This window comes from Rhodoferax sp. GW822-FHT02D07 (assembly GCF_058802405.1).
The window spans coordinates 173,217-188,786 of sequence record NZ_JBXAOD010000008.1 but is presented as its reverse complement, the minus strand read 5'-3'; the positions used below and the strand labels follow the sequence as shown (position 1 = coordinate 188,786).

At 63.4% G+C, this 15,570-nt stretch carries 17 protein-coding genes; 6 read left to right on the top strand and 11 right to left on the bottom strand.

Annotation, left to right across the window (positions count from 1 at the left end; all coding sequences use genetic code 11):
- Positions 1-7 precede the first annotated feature (7 nt).
- The 3 genes from ligK to AC1RNN_RS17525 all read right to left on the bottom strand — a co-directional run bounded on the left by ligK (position 8) and on the right by AC1RNN_RS17525 (position 2,754).
- Complete coding sequence (ligK, locus tag AC1RNN_RS17535; RefSeq protein ID WP_493090595.1) at positions 8-691, bottom strand: 4-carboxy-4-hydroxy-2-oxoadipate aldolase/oxaloacetate decarboxylase; 684 nt, start codon at positions 689-691, stop codon at positions 8-10.
- Positions 692-970: 279 nt separating this feature from the next.
- Positions 971-1,999, bottom strand: a complete 1,029-nt coding sequence (locus AC1RNN_RS17530) for an amidohydrolase family protein (RefSeq protein WP_493090685.1) — start codon at positions 1,997-1,999, stop codon at positions 971-973.
- A gap of 47 nt (positions 2,000-2,046) precedes the next feature.
- Complete coding sequence (locus AC1RNN_RS17525; protein ID WP_493090594.1) at positions 2,047-2,754, bottom strand: substrate-binding domain-containing protein; 708 nt, start codon at positions 2,752-2,754, stop codon at positions 2,047-2,049.
- Between the two features lie 124 nt (positions 2,755-2,878).
- Here AC1RNN_RS17525 and AC1RNN_RS17520 point away from each other — a divergent pair, with 124 nt between their 5' ends.
- The 3 genes from AC1RNN_RS17520 (at position 2,879) to AC1RNN_RS17510 (ending at position 5,426) form a co-directional block, all read left to right on the top strand.
- Positions 2,879-3,796, top strand: coding sequence for a LysR family transcriptional regulator (locus AC1RNN_RS17520; protein ID WP_493090593.1), 918 nt, complete (start codon positions 2,879-2,881; stop codon positions 3,794-3,796).
- A gap of 105 nt (positions 3,797-3,901) precedes the next feature.
- A complete protein-coding gene (locus AC1RNN_RS17515) occupies positions 3,902-4,900 on the top strand; it encodes a tripartite tricarboxylate transporter substrate binding protein (RefSeq protein WP_493090592.1) in 999 nt (332 codons plus the stop codon).
- Between the two features lie 22 nt (positions 4,901-4,922).
- Positions 4,923-5,426: a DUF7482 domain-containing protein gene (locus AC1RNN_RS17510; protein ID WP_493090591.1), complete on the top strand. Its 504-nt coding sequence runs from the start codon at positions 4,923-4,925 to the stop codon at positions 5,424-5,426.
- Between the two features lie 21 nt (positions 5,427-5,447).
- Here the strand turns inward: AC1RNN_RS17510 and AC1RNN_RS17505 are convergent, their stop codons facing one another.
- Positions 5,448-6,332, bottom strand: a complete 885-nt coding sequence (locus tag AC1RNN_RS17505) for a LysR family transcriptional regulator (RefSeq protein ID WP_493090590.1) — start codon at positions 6,330-6,332, stop codon at positions 5,448-5,450.
- A 109-nt stretch (positions 6,333-6,441) separates the two neighbouring features.
- Here AC1RNN_RS17505 and msuE point away from each other — a divergent pair, with 109 nt between their 5' ends.
- Genes msuE through AC1RNN_RS17490 form a run of 3 tightly spaced genes read left to right on the top strand, consistent with a single transcriptional unit; the run spans position 6,442 to position 9,115 of the window.
- Positions 6,442-7,023 carry an FMN reductase gene (gene msuE, locus AC1RNN_RS17500; RefSeq protein ID WP_493090589.1) on the top strand — a complete coding sequence of 194 codons (582 nt, stop codon included), beginning with the start codon at positions 6,442-6,444 and terminating at the stop codon, positions 7,021-7,023.
- Positions 7,024-7,065: 42 nt separating this feature from the next.
- The gene (locus AC1RNN_RS17495; protein ID WP_493090588.1) at positions 7,066-8,049 is read left to right on the top strand and encodes a DUF1852 domain-containing protein; all 984 of its coding nucleotides are present in this window, start codon (positions 7,066-7,068) and stop codon (positions 8,047-8,049) included.
- 40 nt (positions 8,050-8,089) lie between these two features.
- Positions 8,090-9,115: a methionine synthase gene (locus AC1RNN_RS17490; RefSeq protein WP_493090587.1), complete on the top strand. Its 1,026-nt coding sequence runs from the start codon at positions 8,090-8,092 to the stop codon at positions 9,113-9,115.
- Between the two features lie 117 nt (positions 9,116-9,232).
- Here the strand turns inward: AC1RNN_RS17490 and AC1RNN_RS17485 are convergent, their stop codons facing one another.
- The 7 genes from AC1RNN_RS17485 to AC1RNN_RS17455 form a co-directional block, all read right to left on the bottom strand.
- On the bottom strand, positions 9,233-10,180 hold the full coding sequence (locus AC1RNN_RS17485) for an AEC family transporter (protein ID WP_493090586.1): 948 nt from the start codon (positions 10,178-10,180) through the stop codon (positions 9,233-9,235).
- Between the two features lie 41 nt (positions 10,181-10,221).
- Positions 10,222-11,115, bottom strand: coding sequence for an NAD(P)-dependent oxidoreductase (locus AC1RNN_RS17480; RefSeq protein WP_493090584.1), 894 nt, complete (start codon positions 11,113-11,115; stop codon positions 10,222-10,224).
- A 12-nt stretch (positions 11,116-11,127) separates the two neighbouring features.
- Positions 11,128-12,099 carry a Bug family tripartite tricarboxylate transporter substrate binding protein gene (locus AC1RNN_RS17475; protein ID WP_493090684.1) on the bottom strand — a complete coding sequence of 324 codons (972 nt, stop codon included), beginning with the start codon at positions 12,097-12,099 and terminating at the stop codon, positions 11,128-11,130.
- Positions 12,100-12,168: 69 nt separating this feature from the next.
- The gene (locus AC1RNN_RS17470; RefSeq protein WP_493090583.1) at positions 12,169-12,894 is read right to left on the bottom strand and encodes an ABC transporter ATP-binding protein; all 726 of its coding nucleotides are present in this window, start codon (positions 12,892-12,894) and stop codon (positions 12,169-12,171) included.
- Positions 12,891-13,673 carry an ABC transporter ATP-binding protein gene (locus AC1RNN_RS17465; RefSeq protein ID WP_493090582.1) on the bottom strand — a complete coding sequence of 261 codons (783 nt, stop codon included), beginning with the start codon at positions 13,671-13,673 and terminating at the stop codon, positions 12,891-12,893. The genes AC1RNN_RS17470 and AC1RNN_RS17465 overlap by 4 nt, the downstream gene beginning before the upstream one ends.
- On the bottom strand, positions 13,670-14,653 hold the full coding sequence (locus AC1RNN_RS17460) for a branched-chain amino acid ABC transporter permease (protein ID WP_493090581.1): 984 nt from the start codon (positions 14,651-14,653) through the stop codon (positions 13,670-13,672). The genes AC1RNN_RS17465 and AC1RNN_RS17460 overlap by 4 nt, the downstream gene beginning before the upstream one ends.
- Positions 14,650-15,525 (bottom strand): branched-chain amino acid ABC transporter permease, encoded by an 876-nt coding sequence (locus AC1RNN_RS17455; protein WP_493090579.1) that lies wholly within the window; start codon positions 15,523-15,525, stop codon positions 14,650-14,652. The genes AC1RNN_RS17460 and AC1RNN_RS17455 overlap by 4 nt, the downstream gene beginning before the upstream one ends.
- Between the last annotated feature and the right edge of the window lie 45 nt (positions 15,526-15,570).

Genomic DNA, 15,570 nt, shown 5'->3' with positions numbered 1-15,570 from the left:
GTGGCGTTCAGTCGATGTACTTCAAGCCTGCGGCGGCCAGAGGCTCGCGCATCTTGTACATGTCCAGCCCCAGCACGCCGGAGGCCAGTTTCTCGCGCTTTTCGCCTTCAAAGCTCTCGCGCTTTTGCGCAGCGGCCAGGGTTTCGGCCGCACGGGCGGCAGGCACACAGACCACACCGTCGTCGTCGGCCACGATCACGTCGCCGGGCGTGACCAGCATGCCGGCGCAGACCACGGGAATATTCACCGAGCCGATGGTGGCCTTGATGGTGCCCTTGCTGCTGATGCACTTGCTCCACACGGGGAAGCCCATACGCTGCAGCTCCTTCACATCGCGCACACCGGCGTCGATGATGAGGGCGCGCGCGCCGCGTGCCTGGAAGCTGGTGGCGAGCAGGTCGCCAAAGTAGCCGTCGGTGCACTCGGCGGTGATGGCCGCGACCACGATGTCACCGGGCTGGATCTGCTCAGCCACCACGTGCATCATCCAGTTGTCACCAGGGTGCAGCAGCACGGTGACGGCGGTGCCGGAGACCTGCTGACCGCTGTAGATGGGGCGCATATAGGGCTTGAGCAGACCCACGCGGCCCATGGCTTCGTGCACAGTGGCGGAGCCGAGTGCGGCCAGGCCGTCAGTGGCTATGCGGTCTGCCCGTTGGATGTTTCTGTAGACAACGCCTAGTTCGTACATATTCATTTCTCCTCACTGTTGTTGCTGGACCCGCGGCGGATCAGGGGAGAGTGCCTCCGCTCATGTCCCCCGCCCGCTACGCGGGCTCCTCCTTGACTTCGCTGCGGCACTCACCCCTACTCCACCGCTGCGAACAAAATTCTTTACTCCCCGCTTCAAGCACGCCGCCAAGGAGCGGGGTGGCTATGCGTTTTGCGGAGGTAAAGGAGGAGCCCGCAAAGCGGGCGGGGGACACGCAGCAAAACGCATGGCCACCCCGATCCCCCCCACAAAACAAAGTTAGCGGCCTTTCGCTTTCAAAACCGCATCCAAGCGCGGAAACACCCGCCGCGCATTCCCCTCGTAAATCTCAAACCGGTCCTCATTGCTCAAAATCTTGGACGCCTCGATATAGCGCTTGGTGTCGTCGTAGAAGTTGCCGGTCTGCGGGTCGATGCCGCGCACCGCGCCAATCATCTCGGACGCAAACAAAACGTTCTTGACCGGGATCACGGTATTGAGCAAATCAATGCCGGGCTGGTGGTAGACGCAGGTGTCGAAGTAGATGTTGTTGAGTAGATGCTCTTCCAGCAGCGGCTTCTTCAGCTCCTGCGCCAGGCCGCGGAAACGGCCCCAGTGGTAGGGCACGGCGCCGCCGCCATGGGGGATGAGGAACTTGAGTGTGGGGAACTGCTTGAACAGGTCGCTGGTCAGGCACTGCATGAAGGCCGTGGTGTCGGCATTCAGGTAGTGGGCGCCCGTGGTGTGGAAGCAGGCGTTGCAGCTGGTGCTGACGTGGATCATCGCGGGGATGTCGTACTCCACCATCTTCTCGTAGATGGGAAACCAGTGCTTGTCGGAGAGCGGGGGCGAATTCCAGTGGCCGCCGCTGGGGTCGGGGTTGAGGTTGATGCCCACGTTGCCGTACTGCTCCACGCACTTCACGAGTTCGGGAATGCAGGTGGCCGGATCCACACCGGGGCTTTGCGGCAGCATGGCGGCGGGGATGAAGTTGTCGGGGAAGAGCTGGCTCACGCGGTAGCACAGCTCGTTGCAGATGGCGGCCCAGGTGGCACTGGTGTTGAAGTCGCCGATGTGGTGGGCCATGAAGCTGGCGCGCGGGCTGAAGATGGTGAGGTCCGAGCCGCGCTCCTTCATCAGGCGCAGCTGGTTCTGCTCAATGGTCTCGATCAGCTCATCGTCGCTGATCTTGAGGTCGGCCACCTTGGGGCCCAGCTCGGGTGTGGCCAGGTTGGCGATCTGGGCGTTGCGCCAGTTTTCCAGCGCCTTGGGCGCGGTGGTGTAGTGGCCGTGGCAGTCAATGATCAGGGGCTTTTTCACGGGTGTCTCCTGGGGTTCTTTTCAAATGGGATGGCTCAGGCGGGCTGCATGCCCTCGCGCTGCTTGGCCGCAGCGGCCTGGGGCGAGGCCATGAAGGCCAGCAGCGCACGCACCGCCTCGGGCTGGGCGGACTGGCTGCCCACACCGGCCGAGAAGGTGGTGGTGATCTGGATGGCGGGGGGCAGCGGGCCGACGATGGTGATGCCCTCCACATGGATGAGCTCGCTGAGCTGCTGGAAGCCCAGCGCCACCTCGCCGCGCGCCACCAGCGCGCCCACGGGCACGCCGGGCGGCGCCTGCACGATGCGGCTTTGTACGGATTCGGCAATGCCCCAGCGCTCAAACAGCTTGACCAGGGCCACGCCGCTGGGGCCGGTGGAATAACCAAGCGTGGGCGCGGCCAGCACGGCAGCGCGCACGGCGTCTTCCGAGGAAATATCGGGCTGCGGCGCACCGGCTGGTACGGCTACGGCTACGCCTGAATGCACCAGGTCCACACGACCGCGTTGCAGATGGCTGGAGGCGATCAGTTTGTCGATGGCGTCGGCGGCCAGAAACACCGCGTCAAACACCTCATTGGCCTGCACGCGCTTGGCTGCATCCACGCCGCCCACGGACTCAATGACGACGGCCTGGCCAGTCTGGGCCGTGAAGTCCGCCGCCATCGCATTGAGCAGCAGGCGCGTGGCCATGGACGAGATGCACTTCAGGGCCACGGGAGCAGTGGGGACGGTGTTGGACATGCTCGGTATTCTGGTCGGCGGGCTGCCATTTGATAAGCCGAGGGTGGCACTAGCAGCTATCTCAAATTGGCATAATTCAGCCGCAGCTATTCGCTGATGCGACTTCCCCATCTGGAGCCAGCCCATGGACCTGAAACAGCTTGAATACTTTGTGCGCGTGGCCGAAATGGGCAGTTTTACCCGCGCCTCCATCTCGCTGGACGTGGCCCAGCCCGCGCTGAGCCGCCAAATCCGCCTGCTGGAAGTGGAGCTGCGGCAGAACCTGCTGACGCGTAATGGCCGCGGCGCCGTGCCCACCGAGGCCGGCAAGCTGCTGCTGGAGCACGGCCGCGGCATCCTGCACCAGGTGCAGCTCACACGCGAGGAGCTGGGCGCGGCGCGCGGCGCGCTGGCCGGGCGCGTCTCCATCGGCCTGCCGCCCAGCCTGTCCAAGCTCATCACCGTGCCGCTGGTGCTCGCCTTCCGCGAACACCTGCCACAGGCCCAGCTCACGCTGACCGAGGGTTTCTCCGTCCAGATGCATGAGGGCTTGCGCTTGGGCAATCTGGACATGGCCGTGCTCTACAACCCCGGTCAGAGCACCGAACTGGAGATGAGCACGCTGGACGAAGACGAGCTCTCCCTCATCTCGCACAACCCGCAGAGCAGTGGCAAGAGCAAACCCAGCAAGCCGGCGCCCGCCATCAGCCTGAAGGACGTGGCCGAGCTGCCGCTGATCCTGCCGAGCCGGCCCAACGCCTTCCGCATCCTCATCGAGGGCGAGATGATGGCCATTGGCCGGCGCCCCGAGATCATGCTGGAGGTGGACGGCCTCAACGCCATCCTGAATTTGGTGAAGGAAGGCATGGGCCACGCCGTGTTGCCCAGCTACACGCTGAGCAACTTCGACAACCCAGACACATTCACCGTGCAGGCCATCCACAGCCCTCGCATCATGAGCCAGCTCATGCTGGTCTGGTCCGCACGCCGCCCCACCACACAGACCCAGCGAAAGGCCATGGACGTGGTGAGCCAGGTGGTGCTCAAGGCGATTCACCGCTAGCGCAGGACAGCGTTTTCCGGCATAGCTGCTATGCTAGGGCACGCTTGCCCACGCCCACTGTCGCCCGCACACTGGCATCCATACAACAAGGATGGAGACAGGTTCATGGCGGGAAATACTCACAAATTGATAGCTGCTTGCGCATTATTCATGGGGGCCGGCGGCACTTTTTATGCTCAAACCGCCCATGCACAGGGCGCAGCGGCCTACCCCACCAAGGCCATCCGCCTGGTCGTGCCCTTCACCCCCGGCGGCTCCACCGACATCCTGGCGCGCGCCATCGGGCAGAAGCTCAACGAGGCCTGGGGCCAGCCGGTGGTGATTGACAACGTGCCAGGCGCGGGCGGCTCCATTGGCGCCGACAAGGTAGCCAAGGCGCCAGCCGATGGCTACACCCTGCTCATGGGCCACATCGGCACGCTGGCGGTCAACCCCTCTCTCTACCCCGCCCTGCCCTACGACCCGGTCAAGAGCTTTGCCCCCGTGGCCTGGGTGGCACGGGTGCCCAATGTGCTGGTGGTGCACCCCAGCGTGCCCGCCAAGGGCGTGAAGGAACTGGTGGCCCTGGCCAAAGCCAAGCCCGGCCAGCTCAACTATGGATCGGGTGGCAACGGCAGTGCGGCCAACCTGGCCACCGAGTACTTCAAGCTGCAAACCGGCAGCTCGCTGCTGCACATCCCCTACCGCGGCACCGCGCCCGCAGTGACCGACCTGGTGGGCGGCCAGATCCAGCTGCTGTTCACCGGCGCGCCCGCCGTCATCAATCAGGTCAAGGCCGGCCAGCTGCGCGCCCTTGCCGTCTCCAGCCCCAAGCGCCTGGACGCCCTGCCCGACCTGCCGACCGTGGCAGAAACCGGCTACCCCGGCTTCGAGGCCGACCAGTGGTACGGCGTGGTGGCCCCGGCCGGCACACCGGCCGACATCGTCGCCAAGCTCAACACCCAGATCAACCTGGCGCTGAACAGCCCCGAACTCAAAACGCGGCTCAACACCGAAGGCGCCATTGCGACGCCGGAGACACCAGCCGCCTTTGGCAAGCTGATTGCCACCGAGATTGCACGGTGGAAGCCGGTGATCAGCGGGGGGCGGGTCAAGGCGGATTGAAGCCCGCGCCTAGAATCCGCCCATGAACCGCTGGGCTTGCTCACTGTTGCTGGTGCTTTTCTCTGGTTGCGCGAACCTCACGGCTACGCGCACGGAAACCGTGCTTCCGCTCAATCGCGCATGGGTGGAGGGCCGGCAGGTCGAGTACATCACCACGGACATTTCCGACGCCGCCATGGCGCAGGCTGCTGGTGTGAACTATGTGCCCCGCCTGCGCGATGCTATAGGCGCGCCGCGCTCGGTGCTGGAGCGGGTCTACAAATTTCCGGCCGGTGAACAGATCAGCATCTTCCCGTCCGCGCCACGTCCGGTGGGTGCCAACAATGCGGACCGCGCCTACAGCCCACTGTGGCGACTCGTGCTGGTGACATGGCGCGCACCGCACGCCCATCGGGAGTTGAAATCGGAAGAGGCCCTTCTTGCCGCAGAAGAGGCGGGGCAGCTTGCGCTGGACATCACCGATATCGTCGTCAACTGCCCGGTCACACGAACCGTAGGTGCAGAAGGCCTGGCCGGGGTGCGCTAATGCTGGCGTAGCGCCGCGCAATCAATCCGACTGGCGGGCCAGCTCCACAAACGCCTGCAGATAGTCGATCCCCACATCCGCCTCGCGCGCCCCCAGAAAGATCTGTTTGGCGATGCCTTTTTTGCCCAGGCGCACCGGGGTCACGTCCATCTTCTCGGCGTATTCCTCCGCCAGCCAGCGCGGCAACGCGGCCACGCCGCGGCCGCTGGCGACCATCTGCAGCATGATGTCGGTGGTCTCTATGGCCTTGTGGCTGCGCGGTGAGATGCCGGCAGGCATGAGGAACTGGTTGTAGATGTCGAGCCGGTCGGTGGGCACCGGGTAGGTGATCAGCACCTCATTCGTCAGCTGTGCGGGTTTGATGTGTTCCTCTGCCGCCAGCGCATGCTGTCGGCTCACGACCAACACCTGCTCATAGTCGAACACCGGCTCGAAGCGCAGGCCGGGCTTGTGGAGCGGGTCGGGCGTCACCAGCAAATCAATCTCATAGCCAAACAGCGCACCGATGCCGCCGAACTGGAACTTCTGCTTCACGTCCACATCCACGTCGGGCCATTGCGCCAGATAAGGTGACACGACCTTGAGCAGCCACTGGTAGCAGGGGTGGCATTCCATGCCGATGCGCAGGGTGCCGCGCTCACCTTGTGCGTACTGCCCAATGCGCTCTTCAGCCAGGGCGAGCTGGGGCAACACACGATTGGCCACGGCCAGCAGGTATTCACCCGCTTGCGTGAGCCGCAAGCTGCGGCCCTCGCGCAGCCAGATGTCGGTGCCCAATTGCTGCTCCAGCTTTTTCATGCTGTGACTCAGTGCCGACTGGGTGAGGTTCAGAACGCCCGCAGCGGCCGTCAATGACCCCTGTTTCTCGACCTGTTGAACGATGTTGAGGTGGATGCGCTCAAGCATTCAAATGACCCAATTTCATGAATTTATGAAATAAGACCATTTTACTTCATGGATGTCCTTCCATACCATCCGCTCCCATCGCTTCTTTGCATTATTTGGGAAAGCACCAATGACACGTCCACTCCGAGTAGTCGCAGTTTCCGGCGGGCTGCAACGCCCCTCCAAAGCTGCAGCCCTGGCTGAGCACTTGCTGGACCTGATGGCCGAAGAAGTCCCATGCGAACAGCGCCTGGTCGAATTGGGCCAGCTCGCACCGCAGTTTGCGGGTGCGGTCCGGCGCGCCCAACTGCCTGATGCGGTGGAGCGGGAACTGGCAGCAGTGGAGCAAGCTGACGTGCTGGTGGTGGCAACGCCGGTCTACCGCGGTTCCTACGCGGGATTGTTCAAGCACTTCTTCGACTTCATTGACCAGGACGCCCTGATCGACAAGCCCGTGTTGTTGGCTGCCACCGGTGGCAGCGAGCGCCATGCCTTGGTCATCGACCACCAACTGCGGCCATTGTTCAGCTTCTTCCAGGCCCGCACATTGCCGCTGGGCGTGTACGCGACCGACAAGGATTTCGTCGATTACCGCCTGCAGGACGAGGCCTTGATCGCGAGAGCCCGGCTGGCGGTCCAACGGGCATTTCCGTTCGTCGAGTTGATATGCCTTGAAAGGTATTCCCTGAATGAGGACATGGTTGCGGCCTAAAAGGCACAGCTTTTATCTTTGAAATTGACCCACCAGATCACCATGAACCAAGAATTCACATTCAAGCTCAAGAGCATCTGCTTCGATGAAAACTACCACCCATCGGACAGCACGCGCATCACCACCAACTTTGCCAACCTGGCACGGGGGACGAGCCGGCAACAGAATTTGCGCAACACGCTGAGGATGATTGACAACCGCTTCAATGCCTTGGCGCATTGGGACAATCCGACGGGCGATCGCTACGCTGTCGAACTCGAGATCATCTCTGTCGAGATGAGCCTGGATGCCGACAGCAGCCATGGTGGTTTTCCGTTGATCGAGATACTGAAAACCAGCATTCTCGACAAGAAGCTGAACAAACGCATTGACGGCATCGCGGGGAACAATTTCTCCTCCTATGTGCGCGATTACGACTTCAGCGTCTTGCTTCCAAAGTACAACCTCAACCGGCCGGGATTCAGCACGCCAGACGATTTTGGCGACTTGCATGGAAAGCTGTTCAGGCTGTTTGCCAACTCGAGCACGTACAAGAAGCATTTCCACAAACCGCCGGTCATCTGCATCAGCGCCTCGACCAGCAAGACCTATCAGCGGACCGAAAACCGACACCCCGTGCTGGGAATGGAGTACCAACAGAATGAACTGTCCTCGACCGACCAGTACTTCGCAAAAATGGGGCTACAGGTTCGCTTCTTTCTGCCCCCAAATGGCGTTGCGCCACTGGCTTTTTACTTTCAAGGCGACCTGCTGGGTGACTACACGAATCTGGAGCTGATCGGCACCATCAGCACCATGGAAACCTTTCAGCGGATCTATCGCCCCGAGATTTACAACGCGAATTCTGCAGCCGGAAAACTCTACCAACCGAGCCTGAAAAACCAGGACTACTCGTTGACGCAGATCGTCTATGACCGGGAAGAACGCAGCCAACTGGCCGTCCAGCAAGGGCGGTTTGCAGAGGAGCACTTCATCAAACCGTACAAGAACGTTCTTGACCAATGGTCTGCCAACTTCACACGCTGACCGCGCTCGCCGCCTATCCCTGTTCACAAGGAATTCTCTGATGTTTGAAACCTCTATCGCCGGCAGCCTGCCCAAGCCCGCCTGGCTGGCTGAAACCAACAAACTCTGGCCGCAGTGGACGGTTGAAGGCGATGCGCTCCGCCAGGCCAAGGCCGATGCAACCCTGCTATGGATCAAGGCCCAGGAAGATGCGGGCCTTGACATCGTGTGCGACGGCGAGCAATCGCGTCAGCACTTCGTGCATGGCTTTCTGGAGCAAGTCGAAGGCATCGACTTCGAGCACAAGGTGAAGATGGGCATTCGCGACAACCGCTACGACGCGATGGTGCCGCAGGTGGTCTCAAGCCTGCGCCTGAAGGGCCGAGTACATGCCTTCGAAGCACAACTGGCGCGCGCACACACCAAGAAGAAGCTGAAGTTCACCTTGCCCGGTCCGATGACCATTGTCGACACCGTGGCCGACCGCTTCTACGGTGACAAGACCAAGATGGCTTTTGCCTTCGCCGAGTTGCTCAACCAGGAGGCCTTGGCGCTGCAGGCCGATGGCGTGGACATCATCCAGTTCGACGAGCCCGCCTTCAACGTCTACATGAAGGACGCCGCCGACTGGGGTGTTCAGGCGCTGGAGCGTGCGGCGCAGGGCCTGACCTGTACGACGGCGGTCCACATCTGCTACGGCTACGGCATCAAGGCCAATACCGACTGGAAGAGCACCCTGGGCGACGAATGGCGCCAGTACGAGGCGGTCTTCCCTGCGCTGGCCAGGAGCAGCATCGACCAGGTGAGCCTGGAATGCATCCACTCCCATGTGCCGCCCGACCTGATGCAACTGCTGTTTGGCAAGGACGTGCTGGTCGGCGTGATTGATGTGGCCAGCGACGTGGTGGAGACACCCGAGGAAGTGGCTGACACCATAGGTCGGGCGCTGGCCTTCGTGCCGAAGGAGCGCTTGTTTCCGTGCACAAATTGCGGCCTGGTACCCATGGCGCGGGATGTGGCGTGGCGCAAGCTGGAGGCGCTGGCAGAGGGCACCAGACTGGCAAAGGAGCGACTTGCCAAGGCGTGACCGTCAGGCAGCCATCCAAGCGCGCTTGCGAATGCCCACTCAGTGCCGCTGCGGTGCCGGTGATTGCGTGGTCGCGATTTCAGGCCGGCAGCCTGTAAATCCCGCGACACTCGTCGCCTACAGGGGGTAGTGCTTCAACGCCCACAGCAAGGCGTTGAGCGAGAAGAAGGAGCCTATGGTGGTCGCCAGCAAGGCCGCTGCGCTCACCTCTTCATGGCCGTGCTTGAGCGCCAGAATGGGATAGATGCCCAGCATGGGCATGGCCGAGAACAGCAGGGCCGCGGTGCGCAGTTGCGGGTCGGCAATGGGGACCAGAAACGTGAAAGCCAGGAACACGCACAAAGGGTGCAACAGCAGCTTGCCAATGGCAATCTGCGCCACCAGCCGGCGCATGCCCTTGAGCTGCAGGCCCACCAGCGCGCCACCAATAACGAACAGCGCCAGCCCCGTGGTCACCTGCGCAAACAGGGTCACGGTGCGGGCGATCGGGCCCGGCAAGGTCCAGCCCATGACGGACACCAGCAGCGCCAGCGGGATGACCATGAGCATGGGCGTACGCACCCAGCCCATGACGGTGCCGCGCACCGCGACCAGCCAATGGCGCCGCTCGCGCCCATCACCCTTCTCAGCCAGGGTCAGCAGTAGCGGCAGCTTGATCAGGTTTTCAAACACCATGTTCAGCGCCAATGCGACCGCCGCGATGGGCCCCAGCACCAAGGCCGCCACGGGGTAGCCCATGTAGCCGCTGTTGGAGCAGGACATGCCCATGGCAAAGTAAGCGCGGTAGCTGGGCACACTGCGGTTCACATAGCGGGCCCACAAGTAGCCACCGGCCAGCACGGTCAGGGAGCCGATGCCATAGGCCAGCAGGTAGTCAACGTGCATCACATCGCGCAGCGGGCGCTGGGCAATGGCGTTGAAGAGCAGCGCAGGCAAGGCGAAGTTGAGGACAAATTTGCCGAACACTCGCAGGTCCGGTTTGCTGAACACGCCCATGCGGGTGGCAAGGTAGCCGGCGGCAATGCAAAGGTAGATGGGGCCGGTGATGGCCAGGATATCGAGCATCGGAACTAGGCGGTGAAAGGGAGAGCGGAAACAAGCAAGTGTCAGGCCTTCGGTGCGGCCAGCAGGGCATCAGCGTAGACCTGCCAGGGCGAAGTCCTGCCCACATGGGCAAACACGCCAGCACGCGCCTGATCGGCCACCCATTGCTGCTTGTCGGCAATGGCGCTGGCCATGGTGGGGGCGAAGCCGGCTTCGGCGACCGTGCGGGCAGACTCACGCATTTCTTCGGCGCGGCGCTGGCCGTGTTGCACCACGCGGCTGAAGAAGTAGGCGCCCTGCTTCTCCCAGTCGATGCTGGGAAAGGTCTCGGCCAGCGTGGGCAGCACATGGTCTTCCACGCCATAGGCACGGGCCGTGGCGTAGCTTTCAATCACCAGCGCCTCCAGACCCTTGATCATCACGCTGCGGCACATCTTGATGGCAGAGGCGACACCGATCTCCGGCGCCACCGCCTTGGCATCCATGCCCAGGGCGTTCAGTTGGTCTGCCAACTCGGTTGCCAATGCGCCGCCCAGCAGCATGGGTACCTTGATGCCATAGGGCGGCACTGAGGTCATGACGCCGGCTTCCACATAGCGACCACCTGCCGCCTCGATCGCGGCCGCCGCCTGTTGTTTGGTGCCAGGAGACGCGGAGTTGAGGTCCAGAAACACGGTGCCGGGCCGCAGGTACGGCGCGGCGGCCTGGGCCACGGCCAGGGTGTTGGACGCCGTGACGGCGGAGAGGATGAGGTCGCTCTGCGCGCACAGCGCCGCCATGGACGGCATGGCCTGCACACCGGCTTGCGTAGCCTGGGCGGCAGCGCCGGTGGTGGCGGCAGCGAACTTGAGGTCCCAGGCGGAGCAGGCGGCAAAGTGGCTGCGCAGGCCGGCGCTGAAGATGCGCCCCACCTCGCCATAGCCCACCAGTCCCAGATGTTGCAGTGGCAAGGCCATGGCGCGGGTTCCTCAGAGCTTGGGGACGCCGGCCTTGGCAATCACCTCGGCCCAGCGCTTGGTTTCGGTGGCCAGCAGCTCGGCCAGTTTTTCGGGGGTGGAAGCGCGGGCCTCCACGTTCAGCTCGTAGAGCTTCTTCTTTACGTCGGGATGGTTGAGCGCGGCCTGCACTTCCTTGTTCAGCCGGGCGATCACGTCCTTGGGCGTCTTGGCCGGGGCCGCGAGGGCGTTCCACGAGGACACATCGAAGTCCTTCACACCGCTTTGCATGAGCGTGGGCACGTCCGGGATCTGGCTGGCACGGGTGTCGCTCAGCACGGCCAGCGGGCGCACCGCCTTGGAAGTGACTTGGCCCATCATGGGTCCGAGGATTTCCACGGCCACGTCAATCTGGCCGCCGCGCAACGCAGTGGTGACAGCCGGTGTGCCGTTGAAGGGGACGATGAGGAAGTCCACGCCAGCACGCGTCTTGAGCAGCTCGGCCGCCAGATTTTGCGTGCTGCCGATATTGACCGTGCCCACATTGAGCTTGCCGGGGTTGGCCTTGGCGTAGGCCAGCAGGTCGGCCATGGTCTTGTAGGGCGCGTTGGGGGCGGCCAGCACGGCCAGGTCGAAGTAGCCTAGGGTCGACACCGGCGCGAAATCGCGCTGCGCGTCAAAAGGCAGGCTCTTGAACAGGCTGGCGCTCACCGCCGTGCCGTTGGACATGAGCAGCAGGGTGTAGCCATCGGGTTCGGCCTTGGCCACCGCCTCGCCGGCGCCCACGCCGCCGGCACCGGGCTTGTTGTCAATCACGATGGGCTGGCCCAGCGATTCAGACATCTTCTGCGCCACGGTGCGCGCGGTCAGGTCGGCCACGCCGCCAGCCCCGAAGGGCACGACGATGCGGATGGGTTTGGACGGGAAGCCGTCGGCCCACGCCGGCAGAGCCAGTACCGAGCTGGCCACGATACCTAGGGCCAGCGTCACGCTACGACGATTCAGATGTTTCATGAGAAATATTCCTAAAGACCGCGCAGAGTGTGCGCGAGCAGCTACCAAACCAATAGCAAATTACCGTGCCACACCGAGCAACTTGTCCAGCAAGGCAGGCTGCTCACGCAGGCTTTGCGCCGTACCGCTGTGCACCACCGTGCCGCGGTCCAGCACGGCGGCCGTATCGCTGATGGCCAAGATGGCCTGCGGATGCTGCTCCACGATGATGGCGCTGAGGCCCTCTTCGCGTGTGATGCGGCGGATGGCGCGCAGCAGCTCCTGCACGATGATGGGCGCCAGCCCTTCGCAGGGCTCGTCCAGCAGCAGAATAGTAGGGTTGAGCACCAGCGCACGGCCCACGGCCAGCATCTGTTGTTCGCCACCGGAGAGCTGGGTGCCCAGATTGGTCTTGCGCTCGGCCAGGCGCGGGAACAGCTCGTACACGCGTGCGGGCGTCCACATCGCTGCCTTGCGCCCAGCGCGTGCGGGGCGGGCCACGGCGGTCAGGTTCTCGTCCACCGTGAGCGACTTGAAGATGTTGCGTTCCTGCGGCACCCAGCCAATGCCGGCGGCCGCGCGTTCGTGCTGTGGCAGCTTGTGCAAGGCCGCGCCGCCCAGGGAAATCGTTCCACCGTGCTGGCGCGTGGCACCGGCCAGGGTGTTCATGAAGGTGGTCTTGCCGGTGCCATTGCGGCCCAGCAGCGCCAGCGTCTCGCCTTCGTTGATGCTGACGGACACACCATGCAGCACCACGGCCTCGCCGTAACCGGCGGACAGGTTCTCAACCTTGAGCAGCTCGGTCATGCGTGGGCCTCCTCGCCTTCAGCATGGCCCAGGTAGACCGCCTTGACCTGCGGGTCGTTGGCGATTTCCTTGGGGTTGCCCTCGGTCAGCATGGTGCCGTTGACTAGCACCGTCATTCGGTTTGCAAAGCTGAAGACCAGATCCATGTCATGTTCAATCAAAAGGATGGACACATCTGCCGGCAGGGCCGCCACGGTTTGCAACAGCTCCTCGCGCTCACCCGCCGGCACGCCGGCCACGGGTTCGTCAAGCAGCAGCACGCGCGGCTCGCAGGCCAGCGCAATGGCAATCTCCAGCAGGCGGCGCTTGCCATAGGCCAGCACACGGGTTTCCTGCGCGCTCACCTCAGTCAGGTGGAACTGCTCCAGCAGCTGCTCGCAGCGCTCGGTCACGCGGCGGTTGGCGCCCAGCGCCTGCCACCACTTGGCACCCAGGCCCTGGTGCTGGCTCACCACCATGGCCAATGTCTCCATCGGGCTCAGGGTGTCAAACAGCTGGTTGATCTGGAAGGTACGCACCATGCCGCGGCGCACGCGCTGGTGCGGCGCCAGGTGGGTAATGTCCTGGCCTTCGAGCACGATGCGGCCTTCGGTGGGCTGCAGCACGCCGGTCAGCAGGTTGATCAGCGTGGTCTTGCCCGCGCCGTTGGGTCCGATGAGCGCATGGCGCGCGCCCTTTTGCAGGTTCAGGGTGACGTTGTTGGTGGCAGTGATGCCGCCGAACTTCATCACCAGGCCCTGGGCCGACAGAACAGTGTTGTCTTGCATAGGGTTGCTCATGCCCGGCCTCCACGCTTGAACCAGGTCCAGGGGCGGACCAGGCGCTCACGCCCGACCAGCACCAGCACCACGAGGAAGAGGCCAATCCAGAAGGTCCAGTATTGGGGGGTGACGCTGGAAATGAAATCCTGCATCAGCTTGAAAACCAGCGCGCCGGCCACACCGCCGTAGAGCCAGCCCACACCGCCGATGACCAGCATCAGCATCACGTCGGCCGAGCGGTGGAACTCGAACACATCCAGCGAGGCAAAGCCCGTGGTCTGCGCCAACAGTGCGCCGGCCGCACCGGCTGCACCGGCTGCCACCGTATAGGCCACCGCCAGGCGGCTGGAGACCGGAATGCCGATGGCCATGGCACGCAGGCGGTTGTCCCGAATGGCCTTGAGCGTGGCGCCAAAGGGCGACCCCACAAAGCGGCGCGCCAGCACAAACATCACCAGCAGCACGCAGATGGAGTACCACGCGGCCACCTGGCCATACAGGTCAAACTCGAAGCGGCCCAGCACCGGCCCCATCATCACGCCCTGCAAACCGTCTGCACCGCCGGTCAGCCAGTCGAGCTTGTTGGCCAGCTCCATGAGAATCAGGCCCACGCCCAGGGTCACCATGAGGCGAGTCAGGTCGGTACCGCGCTGGATGGTCACGCTGCAGATGGCGCCCAGCACGGTGGAAGTGGCAATGCCCACGACCAGACCGACCAGGGGATCGGGCATGACATGCTTGGCAAACAGGGCCGCCGTGTAGGCGCCCATGCCGAAGAAGGCGGCATGGCCCAGCGAGACGATGCCGGTGTAGCCCAGGATCAGGTCCAGCGAGAGCGCAAACAGCGCGACGATGGCGATCTCGTTGATGATGAGCGCATGGCTGGACAGCGCCCAGGGCGAGGCCAGGGCCAGGGCCCACAGCACCAGCTCCCACCAGTGCCAGCGGCGTGCGGCCAGCAGGATGTTGGTCTTGGAATCGGTATTGGTGGCGCTCATGCCTTGCCTCCCTTGCGCACAAACAGGCCTTGCGGGCGCCAGACCAGAATCAGGATCATCAGGCTGTAGACGATGAAGGCGCCCAGCTTGGGGATGTAGTACTTGCCGGCCACGTCGGCAATGCCCAGCAGCAGGGCCGCCAAGAGCGGGCCGGTGATGCTGGCCGTGCCGCCCACGGCAACCACGATCAGAAAGTAAATCATGAACTTGAGGGGAAAGGTCGGGTCCATGCCCAGCACATCCGCCCCCAGTGCGCCACCCAGACCGGCTAGGCCGGAGCCCACGGCGAAGGTGGAGAGGAACACGGCGTTCACATTGATGCCCAGGCCGGCGGCCACACGCTGATCGTCCACCGAGGCACGCAGACGGCTGCCGAAGCGGGTTTTGGTGAGGATGAACTGCAGGCCCACCGTGAGTGCGGCGCAGACGGCAATGATGAACAGGCGGTAGTGGCCCATGCCCAGCATCCAGGCGCCGTCACCGATCTCGGTGCGGCCTTTGAGCCATTCGGGCAACTGCATGATCTGCTGGGTGGAACCCACAAAGTAGTCCACCGCAGCCACGGCCATGAAGGTCAGGCCGATGGAGAACAGCACTTGGTCCAGGTGGGGCTTGTGGTACAGCGGGCGATAGAGCGTGCGCTCCAACACACCGCCCAGCAGCGCCGCACCAATAAAGGCTGCTGGCAAACACAGCAGAAAGGGCACGCCCAGACGCTGCATGAGCAGCACCGTGATGTAGCCGCCCACCATGGCAAAGGCGCCGTGCGCGAGGTTGATGAAGTTCATCAAGCCCATGGTCACGGCCAAGCCTACGGCCAGGATGAAGAGCAGCATGCCGTAGGCAACACCGTCAAAAAGTATGGTCAACATAATTCGCCAATCACAGGGTTTTGCAGTCTCGGGGCGCTATTTTGG